Source organism: Aquabacterium olei, from assembly GCF_003100395.1.
In the GTDB taxonomy this organism is placed as follows: domain Bacteria; phylum Pseudomonadota; class Gammaproteobacteria; order Burkholderiales; family Burkholderiaceae_C; genus Aquabacterium; species Aquabacterium olei.
Map to the genome: position 1 here is coordinate 2,513,430 of NZ_CP029210.1, position 23,292 is coordinate 2,536,721.

The following is a 23,292-nucleotide window of genomic DNA, read 5'->3' on the forward strand; positions in this document are numbered from 1 at the left end:
CCGCACTCACATGCGGTGCACGCCGCGGGTGCGCCAGAAGGCTTTCTCCGCCTCGACGGCGAGAAACTTCAGCAGCGCCAGGGCCGCAATGAATCCCCAGGTCTTCAGATCGAGGGCAGCCGTCTGGAAGGTGGCCTGCATTGCAGGGATGTAGGTGAATGCGAGCTGCAACACAACGAGCGCGGCGCTGACCCACAGCGCCACGCGGTTGCCGGTCAGCACCTCCCGTCCCCACGCGGCCGCGGTGAAGTGCCGCACGTTGAACAGGTACACCATCTCGCCCAGCGCCAGCATGTTGACCGACGCTGTGCGGGCCTGCTCCAGCGTGTGCCCCCGCGCCAGCTCCCACTGGAAGACAGCGAAGGTCACGGCCACCATCAGGACGCTCACGTAGGCCATGCGGAAAGCCAGCGCACCGCTGATCAGCGGTGCGCGCGCTGCCCGCGGGGGGTGCTGCATGACCGCCGCCTCGCCGGGCTCGAACGCCAGGGCCAGCGCCAGCGTGATCGCCGTGACCGTGTTGACCCAGAGGATCTGCCCCGCTGTGACGGGCAGGGCCAGGCCCGCAAAGATCGCCAGCACGATGACGCCCGCCTCACCGAAGTTGGTCGGCATCATGAAGAGCAGCGACTTCTTGATGTTGTCGAACACGACCCGCCCCTGGTAGACCGCCCTCGCGATCGTCGCGAAGTGGTCGTCGGTCAGCACCACGTCGGCGGCCTCCCGTGCGGCATCGGTGCCCTTGAGGCCCATGGCCACCCCGATGTCAGCGGCCTTGAGCGCCGGCGCATCATTGACGCCGTCACCCGTCATGGCCACGAGATGCCCCCGCGCCTGCAGCGCCGAGACGATGCGCAGCTTGTGCTCGGGGCTGGCGCGGGCAAACACGTCCACGTCCTGAATGCGTGTCTGCAGCGCCTGCTCGTCCAGCGCGTCGATGTCCTCGCCCGTCAACGCATGCCGGGCACGCAGGCCGAGCGCGCTGCCGATGGCCGCCGCCGTGACGGCATGGTCACCCGTGATCATCTTGACGCGGATACCGGCCTGCTGGCATTGCGCAATGGCCACGAGCGCCTCCTGACGCGGGGGATCGATCAGGCCGACCAGCCCCAGCAGCGTGAAGCGCGGCGTGATGTCGGCCCGGGCGAGGGCCACCGTGTCGGTCGCCACGTCACAGCGGGCCAGGGCCAGCACCCGCTCACCGGCCTGGGCTGCCTCTGCCACCTTTGCGTGCCAGTGGTCGAGGTCCAGCGGCGTGCCGTCGGCCTGCTGCACGCACAGCGACAGCACGCGCTCCGGCGCGCCCTTGAGCAGGATGCTGGCGTGGCCGTCGTGGTCACGGTGCAAGGTCGCCATGTAGCGGTGCTCGGACTCGAACGGGATGGCATCGATGCGCGGGCTGGCCCTCAGCCGGGCCTCGGTGTCCAGGCCGGCGCGGCGGGCCAGCACCAGCAAGGCCCCCTCAGTCGGGTCACCGAGAACACGCCAGCTGCCGTCCTCGGCCTCCGCCATCCGCGCGTCGTTGCACAGCAGGGCACAGGCTGCCAGCGCATCGAGTGCCGGATCTTCCTCCGCGTCGACGGTGCGTTCGCCCTCGTGCACGGCCCCCTCCTGCGTGTAGCCCGCACCGCTCACGCGCAGGACCCGACCGGGCAGCATGACGCGCACCGCGCTCATCTCGTTGCACGTGAGCGTGCCGGTCTTGTCGGTGCAGATCACCGAGACCGATCCCAGCGTCTCGACGGCCGGCAAGCGACGGATGACGGCGCGGTTGCGCGCCATCGCCCGTGTCCCCATGGCAAGCACGATGGTGACCACCGCCGGCAGGCCTTCCGGAATCGCCGCCACCGCCAGGCCGACCACCGCGAGAAAGACCTCCAGCATGGGCAGGCCGCGCACGAAGTAGCCGAAGGCAAACGTCAGTGCGCCGATGGCCAGAATGAGCACGGTGATCTGGCGGGCGAAGTGATCCAGGCGCCGTGTCAGTGGCGTGGCCAGGGTCACGACCTCGCGCACCAGCGTGCCAATACGGCCGATCTCGGTGCCCTCGCCCGTGGCCACCACCACGGCCGTTGCCTGGCCCTGCGCGACCATGGTGCCCGCATGCAGCATGCTGTGGCGGTCAGCGAGCGCCGTCTGCGCCGCCTGAGGCTCGACCGACTTGTCGACGGGGACGGACTCGCCCGTGAGCGCAGATTCGTCGACCCGCAGGCCATGGGCGCGCACGACTCGGAGGTCTGCCGGCACCCGGTCGCCTGAAGCCAGACAGACAATGTCGCCGGGAACGAGGTCGGCGGCGTCGCAGGTGTGCCGTTCGCCATCCCGCCACACCAGCGCATGCTCGGCCAGCATGGACCGCACCGCGTCGAGCGCCCGCTCGGCCTTGCCTTCCTGAACAAAGCCGATGACCGCATTGACGATGACCACGCCCAGGATCACCGCCGCATCCACGTGGTCCTCCAGCAGCACCGTGGCGACACCCGCGGCCAGCAACACATAGATCAATGGGTTGTGGAACTGAAGCAGGAAGCGCTGCCAGGGCGGGACACGCCGAGCCTGGGGCAGACGGTTGGCACCGTGCCGCGCGCGCCGCTCGACGGCCTGGGCACTGCTCAGGCCGCGATGTGGGTCGGTCTCCAGTCGCGCCACGGCCTCTTCGGCCGTGCAGGCATGCCAGGGCGCGGGGGTGTGGTCTGCCATTTCGAAGCATCCTCCATCGGTCGATTGCCGGGTCGCCACAGGCAGGCAGTCCGGCGTGCATTCTGCGGTGTGCGCTCGTCCGCCCGGCTGATGCGGCGCAATTCTCCGCGCCGCGACCGCAGGCAAAAAAAGGCCCCGACTTGCGGGGCCTGAAGACACTCTCTTCGCAACGTCACCACTGCGAGCGTTACGAATGAATTATATTTGAACAAATACTTCCATCACAACTGCGCCAGCGGCGTCCGCGAAGCCTCGCCATGTTCGTCCTCCCCCAGCGTGCGGATCAGCGTTGCCAGGTCATCATGAAGGCGGATCAGCGTGGCCTCATCGAGCTGGGCCAGAGCCTGGGGAAGCACCCCGGCCATCGGCCCCGGCACACTGGAGAGCAAGGCACGGCCGCTCTCGCTGATCTCCAGGTGAACGACGCGGCGGTCCTGCTCGTCACGGCGCGACAGCATCAGCCCGCGCGACACCAGTGTGCGCACGAGGTTGCTGGTGGTCGACTGGTGGATGTCCATCCGCTGCGCCAGATCACCCACGACGATGCCCGGCTCGGCCGCCACCACGCTCAGTGCCCACAACTGCGCCCCGCCGACGCCGGTCTGCCGCTCGAGTTGCTGAAAGTGCGTCTTGACCGCGTTGAAGACCACGCGGAACTGACGCAGCACCACAGCCGCCTGGGGTGGAAGTGCGCTGGTGCCGATGACATCGGCAGGCGCATTGATGCGCGTTGCAATCGGTTCTGACACGGTGAGCCCATGAAGAGTCGCTACCCGTCGGACTGGCTGTCAGACGAAGCAAGGCACGAATTATCCGACTGGCGACGCTGGGCCGCGCGCGCCGTGGTCCTCCTTTTTGCGGCCCTGGCCGGGCTCGGGGTGATCAGCCTCACCTGGCTGACCGAACAGGCCCTGCACGCCTTCGGTGTCCTCCATGCGCGGTGGCAGTGGGCACCCCTGCTCTGGACGCCGGCGTTGACCGCCGGGATCGTCTGGATCACACGTCGCTTCGCGCCCGGCGCCGCCGGCTCCGGCATCCCCCAGGTGCTCGCGGCGCAGGACCCGGCTGTGCCTGTCGAGCAACGCCAGCTCTTCGTGTCGGTGAGGCTTGCACTGGCCAAGGTGGTTCTGACGGCCGGCGGCCTGCTCGCCGGGCTGTCGACCGGCCGGGAAGGTCCGTCGGTCCAGGTGGCCGCTGGGCTGATGCACCACGCCCGGCGCTGGCTGCCTGCCCGCAGCCCAGTCAACGAGCGCGGTCTGCTGGTGGCCGGCGGTGCGGCCGGCATCGCGGCGGCCTTCAACACCCCGCTGGGTGGTGTGATGTTCGCCATCGAGCAGCTCTCGCGCCGCCCGGAAGACCGGGCCAGCGGCCTGCTCATCGGGGCCATCGTCCTGGCGGGCCTGCTCGCCGTCTCCATCCACGGCAATGACACCTACTTCGGGCGCATCGACGCCACGGCCCTGTCGTGGGGGCTGTGGGGCCCCGGCCTGATGGTGGCGATTCTGTGCGGCCTGCTGGGTGGGCTGTTCTCCCGGCTGCTGATCCAGTCGATGCGCGGCGGGTCGGACGTTTTCAGCCGGTGGCGTCAACGGCATCCGGTGCGCTTTGCCGCCGGCTGCGGCCTTGCCGTGGCGGTCATCGGCATCGTCACGCAAGGCAGCACCTTTGGCGGTGGCTATGGCACGACGCGGGCCCTGCTGCAAGGCCAGGAGCCGACCCACGGGCTGTACGTGGTGCTGCGCATGGTGGTCACCTGGCTGTCGGCCTGGAGCGGCGTACCAGGCGGCATCTTTGCCCCAGCCCTCACCATCGGAGCCGGCATCGGGCACGACGTGGCCGGCTGGACAGGCCACGCCCATCCGGCCCTGATCGCGCTTGGCATGGCCGGCTTTCTGGCCGGTGCTACGCAGAACCCGTTTACCGCCTTCATCATCGTCATGGAGATGGTCGAGGGCCACGCCATGGTCCTGAGCCTGATGGGCTGCGCGATGCTGTCGAGCGGCATGGCCCGTGTGATCAGCCCACCGCTTTATGTCGCACTCGCTGAACTGCAGTTGCACCGACTGCCTGCCACGCCACCCGGCCAGCAAAAAGGGGCCCGAAGGCCCCTTGAGGATGCGGCGGACACCGCGTCGTGATGGCAGGCTCAGCGCTTGAGCTGGTTGATGTCGCGCACCGCGCCCGTGTCTGCCGACGTGGTGAGCAGCGCATAAGCCTGCAGCGCGGCCGACACCATCCGCTGGCGATTGACCGGCTTCCAGGCCTGATCGCCCTTGGCTTCCATGGCGGCACGGCGGGCGGCCAGCGCCTCGTCGCTGATGGCCAGGTGGATGCGACGGTTCGGGATGTCGATCTCGATCCTGTCGCCGTTCTCGACCAGCGCAATGGCGCCACCCATGCCGGCCTCGGGCGAGGCGTGGCCGATGGAGAGACCGGAGGTGCCGCCCGAGAAACGACCATCGGTCAGCAGCGCACACTGCTTGCCCAGGCCGCGGCTCTTCAGGTAAGACGTCGGGTACAGCATTTCCTGCATACCCGGGCCGCCCTTCGGGCCTTCGTAGCGGATCACGACCACGTCGCCAGCCTGGACTTCTTCACCCAGGATGCCTTCGACGGCGTCTTCCTGGCTTTCATAGACACGGGCGGTGCCAGTGAACGTCCAGATCGACTCGTCGACGCCGGCCGTCTTCACGATGCAGCCCTTCTCGGCGATGTTGCCGTACAGCACGGCCAGACCGCCGTCCTTCGTGAAGGCATGGGTCGCCGCGCGGATCACGCCCTTCTCACGGTCGAGGTCGAGCGCCTTCCAGCGGCTGTCCTGCGAGAACGCCACCTGCGTGGGGATGCCGCCCGGGGCTGCCTTGTAGAACGTGTGAACCGCTTCGTCCTGGGTGACCTTGACGTCCCAGTTTGCGATGGCATCGGCCATGGTCGGGCTGTGGACGGTGGGCACGTCGGTGTGCAGCAGGCCACCACGGGCCAGCTCGCCCAGGATCGACATGATGCCACCCGCACGGTGCACGTCTTCGATGTGCACGTCGGGCACGGCCGGGGCGACCTTGCTCAGGCACGGCACCTTGCGCGAGATGCGGTCGATGTCGGCCATCGTGAACGGCACTTCGGCCTCGCGGGCCGCCGCCAGCAGGTGCAGCACGGTGTTGGTCGAGCCGCCCATGGCCACGTCGAGCGCCACGGCGTTCTCGAAGGCCTTGAAGCTCGCAATGCTGCGCGGCAGCACGCTGAAGTCGTCCTGCTCGTAGTGGCGCTTGGCCAGCTCGACGATGGTGCGACCGGCCTTGCGGAACAGCTTTTCGCGGTCGGCGTGCGTGGCCACGATGGTGCCATTGCCCGGCAACGACAGGCCCAGGGCCTCGGTCAGGCAGTTCATCGAGTTGGCCGTGAACATGCCGGAGCACGACCCGCAGGTCGGGCAGGCCGAGCGCTCGACCTCGGCCACCTCCTCGTCGGAGCAGTTCTTGTCGGCCGCCTTGACCATGGCGTCAACCAGGTCCAGCGCAATGACCTTGCCCTCGATCTTGGCCTTGCCGGCCTCCATCGGGCCACCCGAGACGAACACCACGGGGATGTTCAGGCGCAGGGCCGCCATCAGCATGCCCGGGGTGATCTTGTCGCAGTTGGAGATGCACACCAGCGCGTCGGCGGTGTGGGCGTTGACCATGTATTCGACGCTGTCGGCGATCAGGTCACGCGAGGGCAGCGAGTACAGCATGCCGCCGTGGCCCATGGCGATGCCGTCGTCCACCGCGATGGTGTTGAATTCCTTGGCCACGCCACCGGCCGCCTCGATCTCACGGGCCACCAGCTGGCCGAGGTCTTTCAGGTGGACGTGGCCGGGCACGAACTGCGTGAAGCTGTTGGCGATCGCGATGATCGGCTTCTCGAAATCGCCGTCCTTCATGCCCGTGGCGCGCCACAGGGCGCGGGCGCCCGCCATGTTGCGACCGGCGGTGGAAGTGCGGGAACGGTACTGGGGCATCAGGAAACTCCAGGCAGATGACGCTTGTGGGAACCGGTCATTTTAGCCCGCCCCACCAGCCGGCGCAGTGTCAGCGCCGCTTACGGGGGTTCTGCACGCCCATGGCGTCGACGGCCTTCTGTCGGCGCGCCTCGCGCTTGGCGGCCACCTTGTCCATCGCCAGCCGCTGCGTCCGCCCCGTGGTGTCGGACCACCACCACCACACCGCCGCCAGCCCGAAGGGCAGGCACAGTGCCCACCAGTGCGACGACCACGTCCACTCGCCCACCGGGCCAATGCCACCCAGCCACATCACCAGCAAGGCCACGCCGATCAACACAAACCACATGTGGTGCTTTCCTCATGCACGTGTCACGATAAGTGACAGCGCCGTCAACCCCGAGAAGGGTGAATGCGTTTATAAATCGACCTCCACTGTAATCCACCCCCCGTACCGGAAGGAGACCCATGAAAAAACTGTCGACCCTCGTCGCCGCTGCTGCGCTGGCCACCCTCGCCGCCCCGGCCATGGCCAGCATGGAACTGGCCCAGAAGAAGTCCTGCCTGGCCTGCCATGGTGTCGAGCAGAAGATGATCGGCCCGTCCTACAAGGACGTGGCGGCCAAGTACAAGGGCCAGAAGGGCGCCGAAGCCAAGCTGGTTGAAAAGGTGCTGAAGGGTGGCAAGGGCGCCTGGGGCGAGATCCCGATGCCGGCCAACCCCCAGGTCAGCGAAGCCGAAGCCAAGGAACTGGTGCACTGGATCCTGTCGCTGAAGTGATCGGCGGCGCGGGCTGACACCGCGCCCCCTCTCAGCAACCAAGCGCCCTGCGGGGCGCTTTTTCATGCCCTGCCGTCGGCGGGACGGACATGAAAAAGGCCCCGTCGAAACGGGGCCTGGGGGGTTGTCTCCTCCGTGGGAGGTGCACTGCACCTCCCGCGTGGCATGCCGATCAGTCGCCGGCGTAGATGTCCACGTCCTTGGTTTCCTTCACGAACAGCAGGCCGATCACGAAGGTGATGGACGCCACGATGATCGGATACCAGAGGCCGTTGTAGATGTTGCCGGTCTGAGCCACGATCGCGAAGGCGGTGGTGGGCAGCAGGCCGCCGAACCAGCCGTTGCCGATGTGGTACGGCAGGGACATCGAGGTGTAGCGGATGCGGGTCGGGAACATTTCCACCAGCATGGCCGCGATCGGGCCGTACACGGCGGTCACGTAGATCACGAGCAGCGTCAGGATGGCGATGACGAGCGGCTTGTTCAGCTTGGCCGGATCGGCCTTGGCCGGGTAGCCAGCATCACGGATGGCCTGCACCACTTCCTTCTTGAAGGCCGCGTCCTTGGCCTTGGCATCGTCGGCGCTCAGACCGGCCGAGCTGTACGAAGCGATCTCGCGGTCACCGACCTTGATCACGGCCACGCCATCACCGGACACGTTCTCGTAGTTCACCGAGTTGGCAGCCAGCACCTGCTTGGCGATGTCGCACGAGCTGGTGAACTTGGCGGTGCCAGTCGGGTTGAACTGGAACGAGCACTCGTTCTGGTTGGCGATCAGGGTCACGGGAGCCGTGGCCTGGGCCTTGGCCAGATCGGGGTTGGCGGCTTCCGTCAGGGCCTTGAACAGCGGGAAGTAGGTCAGCGCAGCAACCAGGCAGCCTGCCAGGATGATGGGCTTGCGGCCGATCTTGTCAGACAGCGTGCCGAACACCACGAAGAACGGGGTGCCGATCAGCAGCGAGATGGCCACCAGGATGTTGGCGGTGGCGCCATCGACCTTCAAAGCCTGCGTCAGGAAGAACAGGGCATAGAACTGACCGGTGTACCAGACCACAGCCTGACCAGCGACCAGACCGAACAGGGCCAGGATCACGATCTTCAGGTTCTTCCACTGACCGAAGGACTCGGACAGCGGGGCCTTGGAGGTCTTGCCTTCCGCCTTCATCTTCTTGAAGGCAGGAGACTCGTTCATGCTCATGCGGATCCACACGCTGATGCCCAGCAGGATCACCGACACGAGGAACGGCACGCGCCAGCCCCAGTCCTGGAAGGCGTCTTCACCGATGATGGTGCGGGTGCCCAGAATCACCAGCAGCGACAGGAACAGACCCAGCGTGGCCGTGGTCTGGATCCAGGCGGTGTAGGCACCACGACGGCCGTGCGGCGCGTGCTCGGCCACATAGGTGGCGGCACCACCGTACTCACCACCCAGTGCCAGGCCTTGCAGCAAGCGCAGGATGATCAGGATGACCGGGGCGGCCACGCCGATGGCGGCGTAGTTGGGCAGGATGCCGACGATGAAGGTGGAGGCCCCCATCAGCAGGATGGTCACCAGGAAGGTGTATTTGCGGCCGATCATGTCGCCGAGGCGACCGAAGACCAGTGCGCCGAACGGACGCACGATGAAGCCGGCTGCAAAAGCCAGCAGGGCAAAAATGAAGGCGGACGTCGGGTCCAGGCCGGCAAAGAACTGCTTCGCGATGATGGCTGCAAGCGAGCCATACAGGTAGAAGTCATACCACTCGAAAACCGTACCCAGACTCGAGGCGAAAATGACTTTCTTTTCCTCTTTGGTCATGGGCGCTGTGGAAACGCTCGGACTGGCCATGTGTGTGCTCCTCTTCATTGCCAAATTGCAGCCGCTTGTGGCGTGCTCACCCCAAATATAGGGGGTGTTTCGAGGGATGTCATTCGGGGGAATGCGGATGAAAACAAGCCAAACCGACAAATTTCCACGAGGGTTTTCACGAATAGGATGGCTTCGTGCCCTGAAAAACCTGTCTTATTGGCCTGCGCATACCCAAGCGGTGGGGGTGGAACCCGGCCGATGAATTACTTTTGTGAAGAATATATCGGCGCGGGGACGGTGATGCCTTGGGCCCCGGTCAGGGGCCACGACATTCAATTGCTTTGAGCCAATTGATCGAGAATCGCCGGGTTTTCCAGGGTGCTGGTGTCCTGGGTGACGGCATCGCCCTTGGCGATCACACGCAGCAGGCGGCGCATGATCTTGCCGGAGCGCGTCTTCGGGAGGTTGTCCCCGAAGCGGATGTCCTTGGGTTTGGCGATCGGGCCGATCTCCTGCCCCACGTGGTTGCGCAGCAGCGAGGCCAGTTGCTTGGCCTCGTCGCCGGTGGGGCGGGGACGCTTGAGCACCACGAAGGCGCAGATGGCTTCGCCGGTCAGGTCGTCCGGACGGCCCACCACAGCGGCTTCGGCCACCAGCGGGTGCGACACCAGCGCCGACTCGATTTCCATCGTGCCCATGCGGTGGCCCGACACGTTCAGCACGTCGTCAATGCGACCCGTGATGGTGAAGTAGCCGGTCTGAGCGTCGCGGATGGCGCCGTCGCCAGCCAGGTAGTACTTGCCGCCGAAATCGGCCGGGTAGTAGCTCTTCTTGAAGCGCTCCGAGTCACCCCAGATGTTGCGGATCATCGAAGGCCAGGGCTTGCGCACGACCAGCACGCCGCCCTGCCCCCACGGCACTTCCTTGCCGGTTTCGTCGACCACCGCGGCGTCGATGCCGGGGAACGGCAGCGTGCACGATCCGGGGGCCAGGTCATGGGCGCCCGGCAGCGGCGTGATCATGTGGCCACCCGTTTCGGTCTGCCAGAAGGTGTCGACGATCGGGCACTTGCCGCCGCCGATTTCGCGGTGATACCACTCCCAGGCGGCCGGGTTGATCGGCTCACCCACGGTGCCCAGCAGGCGCAGGCTGCTGAGGTCGAACTGCTTGGGGTGCACTTCGGCGTTCGATTCGGCAGCCTTGATCAGCGCGCGGATGGCGGTGGGGGCCGTGTAGAAGATCGAGACCTTGTGGGCCTCGATCATGCGCCAGAAGCGGGCCGAATCCGGGTAGGTGGGCACGCCTTCGAAGACAACCTGGGTGCCCCCGCACGACAGCGGGCCGTAGGCCACGTAGCTGTGCCCCGTGACCCAGCCGATGTCGGCCGTGCACCAGAAGACGTCGTCAGGGCGCAGGTCGAAGGTCCACTGCGTGGTCAGCGTGGCGTGCAGCAGGTAGCCGCCGGTGCTGTGCTGGACGCCCTTGGGCTTGCCGGTCGAACCGGAGGTGTACAGCAGGAACAGCGGGTGCTCGGCGCCCACCCACTCCGGCGGGCACACATCGGAAGCCTGCGCGGTCAGCTCGTCGAGCCAGGCGTCGCGGCCGGCCACCATGGGCACATCGCCGCCGGTGCGGCGCACCACGAGCACCTGGGTGACGCTGTCGCAGCCACCCAGGGTGAAGGCCTCATCGACGATGGTCTTCAGCGGCAGGCTCTTGCCGCCACGCTTCTGTTCATCCGCGGTGATGACCAGCACGGCACCAGCGTCCTCGATGCGGTCGCGCAGCGACTGGGCCGAGAAACCACCGAACACCACCGAGTGCGTGGCGCCGATGCGGGCGCAGGCCTGCATGGCCACCACACCGTCCACCGACATCGGGAGATACAGGACGACGCGGTCACCCTTCTTCACGCCCTGCGCCTTCAGTACGTTGGCCAGGCGGGAAACGCGGGACAGCAATTCCTTGTAAGTCACCTTGGAGACGACGCCGTCGTCCGACTCGAAAATGATGGCGACCTTATCGCCCAGACCGGCTTCGACGTGGCGGTCCAGGCAGTTGTAGGAAGCGTTCAGCTCGCCGTCTTCAAACCATTTGAAGAAAGGCGCCTGGCTCTCGTCGAGGGTTTTGGTAAACGGTTTGTGCCACTTCAGCAACTCGCGGGCGTGGTTCGCCCAATAACCGCTGTAATCGGCCTCGGCGGCGGCCACCAGTTGGTCGTAGGCTGCGCGGCTGCCGACGCGGGCCTTGCTGGCAAACGCTTCCGGAACGGGATAGAGGCTGGGGGGGGTGCTTGTGCCAGTCATGAGATGGGCTCCTGGGTACCTGCGCCACAAGGGCGCTGAGTCATTGAATCAATTGCCGGGACATGCCATACCATGGCGCAGGACAAGCCCTGGCTTTCCCTAAACCATGCGCCTCTCCCTACAATTTGTTGCTCCGTAGTATCCCTGCTCCAAAGTGACACAGATGCCCAAATCCCCCGCTGCAGTCCCGACGCCCCTCGGTTTCGTCCCCCGCCTGATCTTCGCCAGCCGCTGGCTCCAGATGCCGCTTTACCTGGGCTTGATCCTCGCCCAGGCGGTCTATGTCTTCCACTTCTGGGTCGAGCTCGTGCACCTCGTGGAGGCCGCGCTCGGCCAGCCCGAGGCGCTCAGGGCCATCTTCGAAGCCTCGGGCCAGAAAGCCAGCGCGGCTCCCACCCACCTCACCGAGACGACGATCATGCTGGTCGTCCTGGGCCTGATCGACGTGGTGATGATCTCCAACCTCCTGATCATGGTGATCGTGGGGGGCTACGAGACCTTCGTTTCGCGCATGAACCTCGAAGGCCACCCGGATCAGCCCGAGTGGCTGGACCACGTGAATGCCTCGGTGCTGAAGGTGAAGCTCGCCACGGCCATCATCGGCATCAGCTCCATCCACCTGCTCAAGACCTTCATCAACGCCGAGAACTACTCCGACAAGGTCCTGATTGCCCAGACGGTGATCCACATCGCCTTCCTGTTCTCGGCCATGGCCATTGCCTACACCGACCGCCTGCTGCACCCGCCTGCCCACCACTGAGCCGAAGTGCGCACACCTGCCCGGCCGATCCGTGTCCATCCTTGGCACAATGTCGGGCTCAACCCCATCCGTCCATCTGCCCCAAGAAGGCCCTGCCATGACGACCATTCGCCACGACGACCTCGTTGAAAGCGTCGCTGCCGCCCTGCAGTACATCTCGTACTACCACCCTGCCGACTACATCGCTCACCTGGCGCGCGCCTACGAGCGCGAGGAAAGCCCGGCGGCCAAGGACGCGATCGCGCAGATCCTGACGAACTCGCGCATGTGTGCCGAGGGCAAGCGCCCGATCTGCCAGGACACCGGCATCGTGAACGTCTTCCTGAAGATCGGGATGGGCGTGAAGTGGGAGGGTTTTGGCAACCGCAGCATCCAGGATGCCGTGGACGAAGGCGTGCGCCGGGGCTACAACAACCCGGACAACAAGCTGCGCGCCTCGGTGCTGAGCGACCCGATCTTCGAGCGCAAGAACACCAAGGACAACACGCCGGCCGTGGTGTTCATGGAGCTGGTGCCGGGCGACAAGGTCGACGTGACCGTGGCCGCCAAGGGCGGCGGCTCGGAAAACAAGTCCAAGGTCTACATGCTCAACCCGTCGGACAACATCGTCGACTGGGTGCTCAAGACCGTGCCGACCATGGGCGCTGGCTGGTGCCCGCCCGGCATGCTGGGCATCGGCGTCGGCGGCACGGCTGAGAAGGCCGCGCTGTTGGCCAAAGAGTCGCTGATGGACGACATCGACATGTACGAGCTGCTGCAGCGCGGCCCGCAGAACAAGCTGGAAGAGCTGCGCATCGAGCTGTACGAGAAGGTCAACGCCCTGGGTATTGGTGCGCAAGGCCTGGGTGGCCTGACCACCGTGCTCGACGTCAAGATCAAGACCTACCCGACGCACGCAGCCTCCAAGCCGATCGCCATGATCCCGAACTGCGCGGCCACCCGCCATGCGCACTTCGTGATGGACGGCTCGGGCCCGGTCTACCTGGATCCGCCCAGCCTCGACCTGTGGCCCAACGTGCACTGGGCGCCGGACTACAACAAGTCCAAGCGCGTCGACCTCAACACGCTGACGCCGGCCGAAGTGGCCAGCTGGAAGCCGGGCGACACCCTGCTGCTCAACGGCAAGATGCTGACCGGCCGCGATGCCGCGCACAAGCGCATCCAGGACATGCTCGCCAAGGGTGAGAAGCTGCCGGTCGATTTCACCAACCGCGTCATCTACTACGTGGGCCCGGTCGACCCGGTGCGTGACGAAGTGGTCGGCCCCGCAGGCCCCACCACCGCCACCCGCATGGACAAGTTCACCGACATGATGCTGGAGCAGACCGGCCTGATCGCCATGGTGGGCAAGGCCGAGCGCGGCCCGGTCGCCATCGAGTCGATCAAGAAGCACAAGTCGGCTTACCTGATGGCCGTGGGCGGCTCGGCTTACCTCGTGTCCAAGGCCATCAAGGCCGCCAAGGTGGTGGGCTTCGAAGACCTCGGCATGGAAGCCATCTACGAGTTCGACGTGGTCGACATGCCGGTGACGGTGGCGGTCGATGCCGGCGGCACCAGCGCCCACATCGAGGGTCCGAAGGTGTGGCAGGCCAAGATCGGCAAGATCCCTGTCAGCGTGGCCTGATGGCCGGGCCGCAGCGCCCGCGCCCCCTCGCAAGCCCCGACGGCCCTCCGGCCTCGGGGCTTTTTCATGGCGGGGCCGGACGCACCCTGGGCGCCGTGCGCTAGCCTGCCAGACCATGAAGAACCCGCACTACAACCCGACGAAGTCGCATCACCGACCGAACGGGTTTCAGAACAACCACGCATCGTTTCGTGGCAAGCGCTGGCACGAGATCCTGCGCTGGCGTTGGCAGGCATGGCGGGCCGGCTTGCCGAAGCCGCTGCAGGAGCCCATCCCGGTGGTGGCCCCGGACCTGGCGTTCATCCATGGCAATGCGCAAGCGGGCTTGCAGATGCAGCCCGCCGCAACGTGGATCGGTCACATCACCGTGCTGCTACAGATCGGTGGTCTGAATGTCCTGACGGACCCCGTGTTCTCGGAGCGCTGCTTTCCGGTGCAGTGGGCGGGCCCGCGGCGTCACACACCACCAGGGCTCACGCTCGGGCAACTGCCGCACATCGACATCGTGCTGCTGTCCCACAACCACTATGACCACCTCGATGAGGGCTCGATGCGGGCGCTGGCGCAGCAGCCAGGCGGCGCCCCACTGGTCATCTGCCCGCTGGCGCACCGGCACTGGCTGAACCGCTGGGGTCTGCACCGCGTGGTGGAGCTGGACTGGTGGGATCGGCATGTGATCGAGCCGTCTGCGCACAACCACCGCGTGCCTGTGGTACTGACGCCCGCGCAGCACTGGTCCGCGCGCACCACGACGGACGCGCTGCGCAGCCTGTGGGGCGGGTTCGCGGTGCTGTCGCCGGACTGCCACCTGTTCTTCGCGGGCGACACGGCCTATTCAAAGGACTTCGTGGACATACGCCAGCACTTTGCGCGCGAGCACACGCCAGGGCAAGGCGGCGGCTTCGATCTCGCACTGCTGCCCATCGGCGCCTATGAGCCACGCTGGTTCATGAAGGACCAGCACGTGAACCCGAAGGAAGCGGTGCAGATCTTCGAGGACCTGGGCTGCAAGCGGGCCCTCGCGGTGCACTGGGGCACGTTCCAGCTGACCGACGAGGCGCTGGACGAGCCGCCTCGGGCACTGGCGGCCGCTTTGCACGCCGCGGACCTGCCTGCTGAAGCGTTCCGGGTGATGGCCGTGGGGCAGACGTGGCGCCTGCCACCGCGGCCGTGATGCGGCGGATCGCCGCGATCGTTGGTGCTCAGCCCTGGCGACGGCGACGCAGGTTCAGCGAACCGACCGTCAGCATGCCAGCGGCCAGCAGGCCCCAGGTGCCCGGCTCGGGTACTGCAGGCAGCGGAGCGCCAAGAGCTGCCGCCTGAGCGAACGGCGTGGAGGCCGAGCCGCTGGTGCTGACATTCAGGGACAACGAGGCGGTCACATCGCTGTTCGATGCGTTCATGAACACCGCAACGAACGAGCGGCTGTCGCTGCTCGATTGCTCGGTGGCGGGGCGCACTACGTCTTCGTACACAGCTTGGCAGTAGTACCAGTAGGAACTGCACCCGTAGCCATAACCATAAACATCTCGGTAGCCCACGAAAACAGACTCGGTGTACGCGCCGCGCGCGGTGGCGCTCACCGACACGGTGTCGCTGTAGTTGTACGACACCGAGCCAAGCGGGCCGCCATTGCTGTAGCTGAGGGCCATGGAAGCCGAAGCGCTCGCCGACTCGACGTTGGAGCACCAGTAGTACGAGGTACAAGCCTGCGGGTTCAGTGCTTCGGCAAACACGCTGGCATCTGCCTTGATCACCAGGATCGACTGGGCGGACAGCGTGATGTTGTTCGAGCCGTAGTAACTGTAAGCCGATCCCGAGGCCACCGAGGCGCTGTACGAAGTACCCGGCCCATATGCGCTGCCGTGCACCGACAGCGAAGTGGTGCTCAACGAAGCCGACCCAGAAGCGTTGTCCAGAGAGGACTCGACGGATTTTGTGAAGGACAGCAGGCCCTGACGCGAACGCCCGAAGGAATCGGATTCACCGTAGGTCGAGTCCGACACGCTGAGGCTCATGGTGGAGGTGCCCGCATTGTTCATCAGCGTGAACGCGGCGCCATCCAGCGGATTGAGATCGATGAGTTGGAAGCTGAGGTTGTGGATCGAAGCAGACGACTGCACGGCGGCAGACGCCAACGAAGTAGACAGGCCGAGCGCGCAGAGCAGCGTGGCCTTGACGAATGAACGCATGTTGACTCCCTGTATGAACGAAACAGACGGGGAGAGAAGTTACAGGAACGTCGGCTTTGAAACAGATCGACCACCCCCTAGGACAAGGGAGGACATTCGGCTGATGACACCCTCTGTTGAAAACAGGGGCTCATCTCGTGAGCCAATCACATCTGCCAGCGTTTCAGCCCAGCAAGGTCACAGCACGCGCGAGACGATCCATCTCATCCGTCAGGGCCTCCATCCGGCCCGCCAGTTCCTGCCAATTCTCCGATGGCGACGCTCGCGATGCAGAACGGGTGTCGTAAAGCAACTGCCGTGCGTCGTGCGCCAGCGTGCGCACCGTCGCCCCCAGTTGATCCCGTTGCTGCTCGTGGCTGCGCGCCAGGGTCTGGGCCTCTTGCTCGAAGGCCTGGGTGACGAGGTTGAAGAGGCTGAGCACCGAACTGGCAGACTCCACCAGACCTGCCTGCACGGCGGGCTCCAGTGGGACGCCCTGGCGAAGACTCCGAAGAATCTGCTCGGCCAGCCCCACGAAGGCCTGGGTGCGCTGACGCGCCTGCGTCGGACCGTCGAAGACCAGTCGCAGGTGCTCGCTGAACAACCCCGGATAGCCATCGCCCCCTTCCGTGAGCCGGCGCTGGCTGGCCGCCAGTTGCTGCAACACCTCTTCGGCTGTCTGGACAGCGTCCGCCTGGCCCTGCCCGGCGAGCACGATGAACAGCGTCAGCCGCTGCGACAGCATCCGCTGTCGACCGGAAAGGTTGATGAGGCGGGACAGCATGTCGGCGCCTGGCTGAGTCAGCGCCGAACCAATGGGCAGGAGAGAAGACGGGACCATGCCGCAAGCATACGGGCAGACGCGCCCGCAAGCCCCCCCGGGACACAGTGGAGTGGCAATGAAGAAAGACCGATCACACAAAACGTCAAAAGGCCGCCCGAAGGCGGCCTCTGGTTCCCCGCGATCAGACACGCACCGGATCAGTGCACAGTCCGGGCGAAACTGAACTCGCCTTTGCTGTCCACGTCCACCGGGATGACGTCCTTCGGGCCGAACTGGCCCTTCAGGATCAGCTTGGCCACCGGGTTCTCGATGCGCTGCTGGATCGCCCGCTTGAGCGGCCGCGCACCAAACACTGGATCGAAGCCCACCTTGGCCAGTTCGACCAGAGCAGCCGGGCTCACGTCGAGCTTCATGTCCATCTGGGCGATGCGCGCTTCCAGGCCCTTGAGCTGGATCTTCGCGATCGACTCGATGTGCGCCTGGTCGAGCGCATGGAACACCACGACCTCGTCGATGCGGTTCAGGAACTCGGGACGGAAGTGCTGCTTGACCTCGACCCAGACGGCGTCCTTGATGTCCTCGGCGGGCTGACCGGCCATCTGCATGATGTGGTGCGAGCCCAGGTTCGAGGTCATCACGATGACGGTGTTCTTGAAGTCGACGGTGCGGCCCTGGCCATCGGTCAGGCGGCCGTCGTCCAGTACCTGCAGCAGCACGTTGAACACGTCCGGGTGGGCCTTCTCGACCTCGTCGAGCAGCACGACGCTGTAGGGCTTGCGCCGCACGGCCTCGGTCAGCGTGCCGCCCTCTTCGTAGCCCACATAGCCCGGGGGCGCACCGATCAGGCGGCTCACCGAGTGCTTCTCCATGAACTCGCTCATGTCGATGCGGATGAGGTGGTCTTCGCTGTCGAACAGGAAGCCGGCCAGCGCCTTGCACAGCTCGGTCTTGCCCACGCCAGTGGGGCCGAGGAACAGAAAGGAGCCGTACGGACGGTTCGGGTCCGACAGGCCGGCGCGTGAGCGACGGATGGCGTCCGACACGGCGACGATGGCCTCTTCCTGGCCCACCACGCGCTCGTGCAGCTTGTCCTCCATCGCCAGCAGCTTGTCGCGCTCGCCCTGCATCAGCTTGGACACGGGGATGCCGGTGGCACGCGCCACGACCTCGGCGATCTCTTCAGCGCCGACCTGGGTGCGCAGCAGCTGCGGACGATCGCCGGCCTTGCCCTTGGCGGATTCCTTTTCCTGCGCGTCCTTCAGGCGCTTTTCCAGCTCGGGCAGCTTGCCGTACTGGAGCTCGGCCACCTTGTTGAAATCGCCCTTGCGCTTGAACTCCTCAATCTGGAATCGGATCTTGTCGATCTCTTCCTTCACGGTGGCCGAACCCTGCGCCTGCGCCTTCTCGGCCTTCCAGACGTCTTCCAGGTCAGCGTATTCCTTCTGCAGGCGGGTGATCTCTTCGTTGATCAGCTCGAAGCGCTTCTGAGAGGCCTCGTCACGCTCGCGCTTGACGGCCTCGCGCTCGATCTTGAGCTGGATGAGGCGACGGTCCAGACGGTCGAGCGCCTCGGGCTTGGAGTCGATCTCGATCTTGATCTTGGCCGCGGCCTCGTCGATCAGGTCGATGGCCTTGTCCGGCAGGAAGCGGTCGGTGATGTAGCGGTTGGACAGCTCGGCCGCGGCCACGATGGCCGGGTCGGTGATCTCGACGCCGTGGTGCACCTCGTACTTTTCCTGCAGGCCGCGCAGGATGGCGATGGTGGCCTCCACCGTGGGTTCGCCCACGAGGATCTTCTGGAAGCGGCGCTCCAGCGCAGCGTCCTTCTCGATGTACTTGCGGTATTCGTCGAGCGTGGTCGCGCCGATGCAGTGCAGCTCGCCGCGCGCCAGGGCGGGCTTGAGCATGTTGCCCGCGTCCATCGCGCCATCGGCCTTGCCCGCACCGACCATGGTGTGGATCTCGTCGATGAACATGATGGTCTGGCCTTCGTCCTTGGCCACTTCCTTGAGCACGCCCTTGAGGCGCTCTTCGAAGTCGCCGCGGTACTTGGCCCCGGCCAGCAGCAGGGCCATGTCCAGCACCAGCACGCGCTTGTTCTTCAGCGAATCGGGCACCTCGCCGGCCACGATGCGCTGGGCCAGGCCTTCGACGATGGCGGTCTTGCCCACGCCGGGCTCGCCGATGAGCACGGGATTGTTCTTGGAGCGGCGCTGCAGCACCTGGATGGCGCGGCGGATTTCCTCGTCGCGGCCGATGACCGGGTCGAGCTTGCCCTGGCGAGCGCGCTCGGTCAGGTCCAGCGTGTACTTCTTCAGCGCTTCGCGCTGGCCTTCGGCTTCGGGGTTGTCCACCTTCTGGTCTCCACGGACGGCCTTGACGGCGGTTTCAAGCGCTTTGCGGGTAAGGCCATGGTCGCGCACCAGCGCGCCGGTGTCACCCTTGTGGTCGGTCAGCGCCAGCAGGAACATCTCGCTGGCGATGTAGGGATCACCGGCCTTGTGGGCTTCCTTCTCGGCGCCCTGCAACAGGCTGATGGTGTCGCGGCCAGCCTGAACCTGGTCGGCGCCCTGCACCTGGGGCAGCTTGTCGATCTGCTTTTCCAGCGCGGCCGCCAGGGGCTGCACCTTCACGCCGGCGCGTTCCAGCAGGGCCTTGGGGCCCTCTTCCTGGCGCAGCATGGCGAGCAGGATGTGGGCCGGCTCGATGTAGGGGTTGTCTCGGGTGACGGCCAGGCTCTGGGCCTCCGTCAGCGCTTCCTGAAATTTCGTGGTGAGTTTGTCGAGTCGCATGGGTACTCCTGGGGCACCGGGCATCGGTGCCGATGCGTCCAAGAGTGTGGGCAGACACGCCGCATTTCAAGCCCCCTGCTGCGCCGACGGCCTCCACGAGCGCCGCGGCTTGACGTCGGTCAAGCGGGTGGTGGGAGGCAGACGACCCGGTTGCGGCCCAGCCGCTTGGCCTCGTACAGGCTGGCATCGGCCCGGGCCAGACCCTCGTCGAGCGACTCGCCGCGGCCGTGGTAGGCCACGCCGATGCTGACCGTGACGCTCACCGACACCCCGCGCGCCCGGCACGGCGTGCCTTCCACCACACGGCGCAGCCGCTCGGCCACGCGCAGTGCCTCGCTTTCCAGCTTCACCGGCAGCAGCACGGTAAATTCCTCACCGCCGTAGCGGGCCAGCAAGGCGTCCTCGCGCAGGTGGTCGCGCAGCACCTGGGCCAGGTGGCGCAGGACCTCGTCACCGATCAGGTGCCCATGCCGGTCGTTGATGGCCTTGAAGTGATCGACGTCGATCATCAGCACCGCCGTGGCACGCGGCGGTTTGAGCTGCAGGGCCAGCATGCGTTCACCCAGTTCACGCAGCCCGCGCCGCGACAAGGTTCCCGTCAGGTCGTCGGACAGGGCCCGCGCACGAAGCTGGGCACTGAGCCGCTCGTTGACGATGGCAAACACCACCGCGGCCACCACCAGCGGCAGGATGGCGATGGCCAGGCCGGACCACGGCAGCAGCCACGCAGGCGCGTGCAGCCAGTGAGCCGGGTAAGGGCCTGGCACGGTGAGGGCATGGTTGAGCACCACCACCCAGTTCAGCGCAAAGCCGGCCGCCACGCCCAGCAATGACATTTCGGCGCCACTCACGCGCGGACTGCGCAGGATCAGCCAGCCTTGCTCCACGGCCAGGCCCACGCTGAGGACCGTGAACACCCAGCCGATCGTCAGCACGAAGTGTCGGTCGCCCGCCCACGCCCCGGCCCAGAGCACCGCGCCCGTGAGGAGTGTGAGCACCGTGCCCGCGACGGGAGAGGTGCGGCGCCCGTTGAGTTGCCGGAAAGCCCAGGCCAGCAAGGCCACGCCCATGCCGACGAAGCCGATGCCGAGTTGCAGGTAGCTCGCGCGCGCGGCATCCGGCATCAGGGGCAGGCCGGCCAGTGTGCCGAGGCAGGCAAACGCCCAGCGGTACAGGCTCAGGGCCTGGCGTATGCGCGGCTGGTCGGTCCGGACGAGCGAAACAAGCCCGAAGCCCACCAGCGCCCCCGCGCCGGCCGCCACGTAGCTGGTGTAGACGTCAATCGCGCCCATGGCTCAGGCCCACCAGTGCCGCGCCAGTCGCGCGCCCAGGAAGGCGCAGCCCAGCGCGCCGAGCACGTGGGCGGCTGTGTGCGCCACGGCAACCTCTGGCCGCCCCTTCTCGATCAGCGCCAGCGACTCGGCCGAGAAGCTGGAAAACGTCGTCAGCCCCCCGAGTCCGCCGGTGACGATCAGCAGCCGCAGTGTTTCATTCGACACGCGCCCGAAAAAGACGAACGCCAAGCCGGCCAGAAAGCCCCCGACCAGGTTGACGAACAGCGTGCCCAGCGGAAAGCCGACCCACAACGGGTTGAGCCACAGCGCAGCCAGCCAGCGCAGCCACGCCCCCACCACCGCGCCACCGGCTACAGCGAGGGCTTGCCAGACGTAGGCGCTCATGCAGGGCCCCCGGGCGCGTCGGGGCCAGACCAGCGCGCCGCCGCTGCGTCATCGCTGGCGCGCGCTTCCACCCAACGGCTGCCCTGCGCCGAGATTTCCTTCTTCCAGAACGGCGCCCGCGTCTTCAGCCAGTCCATCAGGAAAGCACAGCAGGCAAAGGCGTCTCCGCGGTGTGCAGAACTCACCGCCACCAGCACGATCTGGTCACCCAGCGCCAGCGGCCCCACGCGGTGGATCACCCGCACGCCGCGCACGTCAAACCGCTCGCGGGCGGTCACGATCAACTCGGCGATGCTGCGTTCCGTCATCCCGGGATAGTGTTCGAGCGACATCACAGGCTGCGAGATGGCTTGGTCCGGGGCAGATTGTGCTGCCCCGCCGGACTCATGCACCCATTCGCGCACCGTGCCGACAAAGCTCGCTACGGCCCCCACGCCCAGGTCTCCGGCGCGCAGGCGCGCCACCTCGGTGCTCAGGTCGAAGTCGTCGGTGCCGACGGTGACGCAGGACAACATGTCCTGCCAGGTGGGTGGCGTGGACATGGGCTTACCCCTCGGCGATCAGAGAAAGGAAGGCGAACGAAACTTCTGTGCGCATGGTGGCATCTTCGCAGAACAGCGTGCGGATCAACCCTGGCGGCTCGCCATCGCCGGCTGCAACAGCTCGGCCAGGGGCAGCCACCGCACCAGGTCGCCCGGCACCACGGTCTGGCCCGGCGCCAGGTCGACCAGGCCGTCCGCCCACGCCGCCGAGCTCAACACGCCCGAGCCCTGGTGCGGGTGCAGCACGGGCCGTCCATCGTCGCCCAGACGGGCGCGCACGAACTCGCGGCGCTTGTCGGCCTTCGGCCACGCAAAGCCAGCCGGCAGCATCAGCGGTCGGGGCAGGTGCCACCCCTCACCAGCCAGGCGGCTCAGCACCGGCCGCACGAGCAACAGAAAGGTCACATAGCTGGCCACCGGGTTGCCAGGCAGACCCATGTACAGCGCGTGCGTGCCATCGGTCCGGCGCAGCCGACCAAACACGAAGGGCTTGCCCGGCTTGATCGCCAAAGCCCAGAGCGCCAGTTCGCCCTCGGCCTGCACCGCCGCCCGCAGGTGATCCTCCTCGCCGACTGACACGCCACCGCTGGTGATGATCAGGTCGTGGTGGGCCGCTGCAGAGCGCAGGGCAGCCCGCGTGGCTTCCAGCTGGTCGGGCACGATGCCCAGGTCGCTCACCACGGCCCCGCATCCCTGCGCCAGGCCCATCAAGGTGTGACGGTTGCTGTTGTAGATGGCGCCTGGCGGCAGCGGCTCGCCGGGCATCACCAGTTCGTTGCCCGTCGTCAGCACGCCGAGACGCGGGCGGGCAAACACCGGAAGGTGGGCCGCGCCAACCGAGGCCGCCACGCCGAGGCCCGCAGCGGTGAGCCGCTGCCCCGCCGACAGCACGGTCTGCCCGCAACCGATGTCCTCGCCGCGGCGACGGATGTTCTGCCCCGCCTGCACGGGCTGGGTGAAGCGCACGGCTCCCTCGCCGGCCGACTCGGTGTGCTCCTGCATCACCACGGCACCCGTTCCCACGGGCACCGGTGCCCCGGTGAAGATGCGCGCTGTCTGCCCGGGCGCGAGCGTCACGCCAACCTGCCCCGCGGCAATCCGCTGCGCCACGGTCAGCACGCCGCCCGGCTGCGCCAGGGCCGGCAGGTCTTCCGCATGCACCGCATAGCCGTCCATGGCGCTGTTGTCGAGCGGGGGAACATCGACGGTCGAGGCCAGATCCTGTGCCAGCACCCGCCCCAGGGCGTCCACGCTGGCCACCGACTCGCGCTTCAGCACGCAGGCGTCCAGGTGCGTCTGCACCGCGGCGTGCAGGCGCCACCAGGCTTCGTCGAGCGGAGTGAGGGGTTGGAAGGCAGGTGGCACGGAGATCCTCGGCACAAAGTGAAC

General features: G+C 66.6%; 18 protein-coding genes. 5 read left to right on the plus strand and 13 right to left on the minus strand.

What is annotated here, in order from left to right:
* Nucleotides 1–6: 6 nt before the first annotated feature.
* Nucleotides 7–2,700 (minus strand): cation-translocating P-type ATPase, encoded by a 2,694-nt coding sequence (locus DEH84_RS11295; protein WP_109036943.1) that lies wholly within the window; start codon nucleotides 2,698–2,700, stop codon nucleotides 7–9.
* Between the two features lie 221 nt (nucleotides 2,701–2,921).
* Nucleotides 2,922–3,449 carry a MarR family winged helix-turn-helix transcriptional regulator gene (locus DEH84_RS11300; protein ID WP_245932567.1) on the minus strand — a complete coding sequence of 176 codons (528 nt, stop codon included), beginning with the start codon at nucleotides 3,447–3,449 and terminating at the stop codon, nucleotides 2,922–2,924.
* Nucleotides 3,450–3,458: 9 nt separating this feature from the next.
* Here DEH84_RS11300 and DEH84_RS11305 point away from each other — a divergent pair, with 9 nt between their 5' ends.
* On the plus strand, nucleotides 3,459–4,838 hold the full coding sequence (locus DEH84_RS11305; RefSeq protein ID WP_109036944.1) for a chloride channel protein: 1,380 nt from the start codon (nucleotides 3,459–3,461) through the stop codon (nucleotides 4,836–4,838).
* 8 nt (nucleotides 4,839–4,846) lie between these two features.
* On the opposite strand, the gene ilvD is transcribed toward DEH84_RS11305, so the two are convergent.
* Entirely contained in the window at nucleotides 4,847–6,697 is a 1,851-nt protein-coding gene (gene ilvD, locus DEH84_RS11310; protein WP_109036945.1) for a dihydroxy-acid dehydratase, read from the minus strand.
* Between the two features lie 70 nt (nucleotides 6,698–6,767).
* Nucleotides 6,768–7,025, minus strand: coding sequence for a TIGR04438 family Trp-rich protein (locus DEH84_RS11315; RefSeq protein WP_109036946.1), 258 nt, complete (start codon nucleotides 7,023–7,025; stop codon nucleotides 6,768–6,770).
* A gap of 119 nt (nucleotides 7,026–7,144) precedes the next feature.
* Here DEH84_RS11315 and DEH84_RS11320 point away from each other — a divergent pair, with 119 nt between their 5' ends.
* A complete protein-coding gene (locus DEH84_RS11320) occupies nucleotides 7,145–7,456 on the plus strand; it encodes a c-type cytochrome (protein WP_109036947.1) in 312 nt (103 codons plus the stop codon).
* Between the two features lie 172 nt (nucleotides 7,457–7,628).
* Here DEH84_RS11320 and DEH84_RS11325 read toward each other — a convergent pair whose 3' ends face one another.
* Together DEH84_RS11325 and acs are read right to left on the minus strand one after the other, a co-directional pair.
* A complete protein-coding gene (locus DEH84_RS11325) occupies nucleotides 7,629–9,254 on the minus strand; it encodes an MFS transporter (RefSeq protein ID WP_179950586.1) in 1,626 nt (541 codons plus the stop codon).
* A 323-nt stretch (nucleotides 9,255–9,577) separates the two neighbouring features.
* Complete coding sequence (gene acs, locus DEH84_RS11330) at nucleotides 9,578–11,551, minus strand: acetate--CoA ligase (RefSeq protein ID WP_109036949.1); 1,974 nt, start codon at nucleotides 11,549–11,551, stop codon at nucleotides 9,578–9,580.
* 163 nt (nucleotides 11,552–11,714) lie between these two features.
* Here acs and DEH84_RS11335 point away from each other — a divergent pair, with 163 nt between their 5' ends.
* From DEH84_RS11335 to DEH84_RS11345, 3 genes are all read left to right on the plus strand, one after another.
* A complete protein-coding gene (locus DEH84_RS11335; RefSeq protein WP_109036950.1) occupies nucleotides 11,715–12,311 on the plus strand; it encodes a TIGR00645 family protein in 597 nt (198 codons plus the stop codon).
* A gap of 97 nt (nucleotides 12,312–12,408) precedes the next feature.
* On the plus strand, nucleotides 12,409–13,935 hold the full coding sequence (locus DEH84_RS11340; protein WP_109036951.1) for a fumarate hydratase: 1,527 nt from the start codon (nucleotides 12,409–12,411) through the stop codon (nucleotides 13,933–13,935).
* Between the two features lie 115 nt (nucleotides 13,936–14,050).
* Nucleotides 14,051–15,109 carry an MBL fold metallo-hydrolase gene (locus DEH84_RS11345; RefSeq protein WP_245932568.1) on the plus strand — a complete coding sequence of 353 codons (1,059 nt, stop codon included), beginning with the start codon at nucleotides 14,051–14,053 and terminating at the stop codon, nucleotides 15,107–15,109.
* Nucleotides 15,110–15,137: 28 nt separating this feature from the next.
* Here the strand turns inward: DEH84_RS11345 and DEH84_RS11350 are convergent, their stop codons facing one another.
* The 7 genes from DEH84_RS11350 to DEH84_RS11380 all read right to left on the minus strand — a co-directional run bounded on the left by DEH84_RS11350 (nucleotide 15,138) and on the right by DEH84_RS11380 (nucleotide 23,268).
* Nucleotides 15,138–16,127, minus strand: a complete 990-nt coding sequence (locus DEH84_RS11350; RefSeq protein ID WP_109036953.1) for a PEP-CTERM sorting domain-containing protein — start codon at nucleotides 16,125–16,127, stop codon at nucleotides 15,138–15,140.
* A gap of 163 nt (nucleotides 16,128–16,290) precedes the next feature.
* On the minus strand, nucleotides 16,291–16,947 hold the full coding sequence (locus DEH84_RS11355; RefSeq protein ID WP_109036954.1) for a type IV pili methyl-accepting chemotaxis transducer N-terminal domain-containing protein: 657 nt from the start codon (nucleotides 16,945–16,947) through the stop codon (nucleotides 16,291–16,293).
* A gap of 140 nt (nucleotides 16,948–17,087) precedes the next feature.
* Nucleotides 17,088–19,682 carry an ATP-dependent chaperone ClpB gene (clpB, locus tag DEH84_RS11360; protein WP_109036955.1) on the minus strand — a complete coding sequence of 865 codons (2,595 nt, stop codon included), beginning with the start codon at nucleotides 19,680–19,682 and terminating at the stop codon, nucleotides 17,088–17,090.
* A gap of 119 nt (nucleotides 19,683–19,801) precedes the next feature.
* Nucleotides 19,802–20,974: a GGDEF domain-containing protein gene (locus DEH84_RS11365; protein ID WP_109036956.1), complete on the minus strand. Its 1,173-nt coding sequence runs from the start codon at nucleotides 20,972–20,974 to the stop codon at nucleotides 19,802–19,804.
* 3 nt (nucleotides 20,975–20,977) lie between these two features.
* A complete protein-coding gene (locus DEH84_RS11370; RefSeq protein WP_109036957.1) occupies nucleotides 20,978–21,361 on the minus strand; it encodes a CrcB family protein in 384 nt (127 codons plus the stop codon).
* Nucleotides 21,358–21,903, minus strand: a complete 546-nt coding sequence (locus DEH84_RS11375) for a molybdenum cofactor biosynthesis protein MoaE (RefSeq protein WP_245932569.1) — start codon at nucleotides 21,901–21,903, stop codon at nucleotides 21,358–21,360. Before DEH84_RS11375 ends, DEH84_RS11370 begins: the two co-directional genes overlap by 4 nt.
* 84 nt (nucleotides 21,904–21,987) lie before the next feature.
* The gene (locus DEH84_RS11380; protein ID WP_109036959.1) at nucleotides 21,988–23,268 is read right to left on the minus strand and encodes a molybdopterin molybdotransferase MoeA; all 1,281 of its coding nucleotides are present in this window, start codon (nucleotides 23,266–23,268) and stop codon (nucleotides 21,988–21,990) included.
* Between the last annotated feature and the right edge of the window lie 24 nt (nucleotides 23,269–23,292).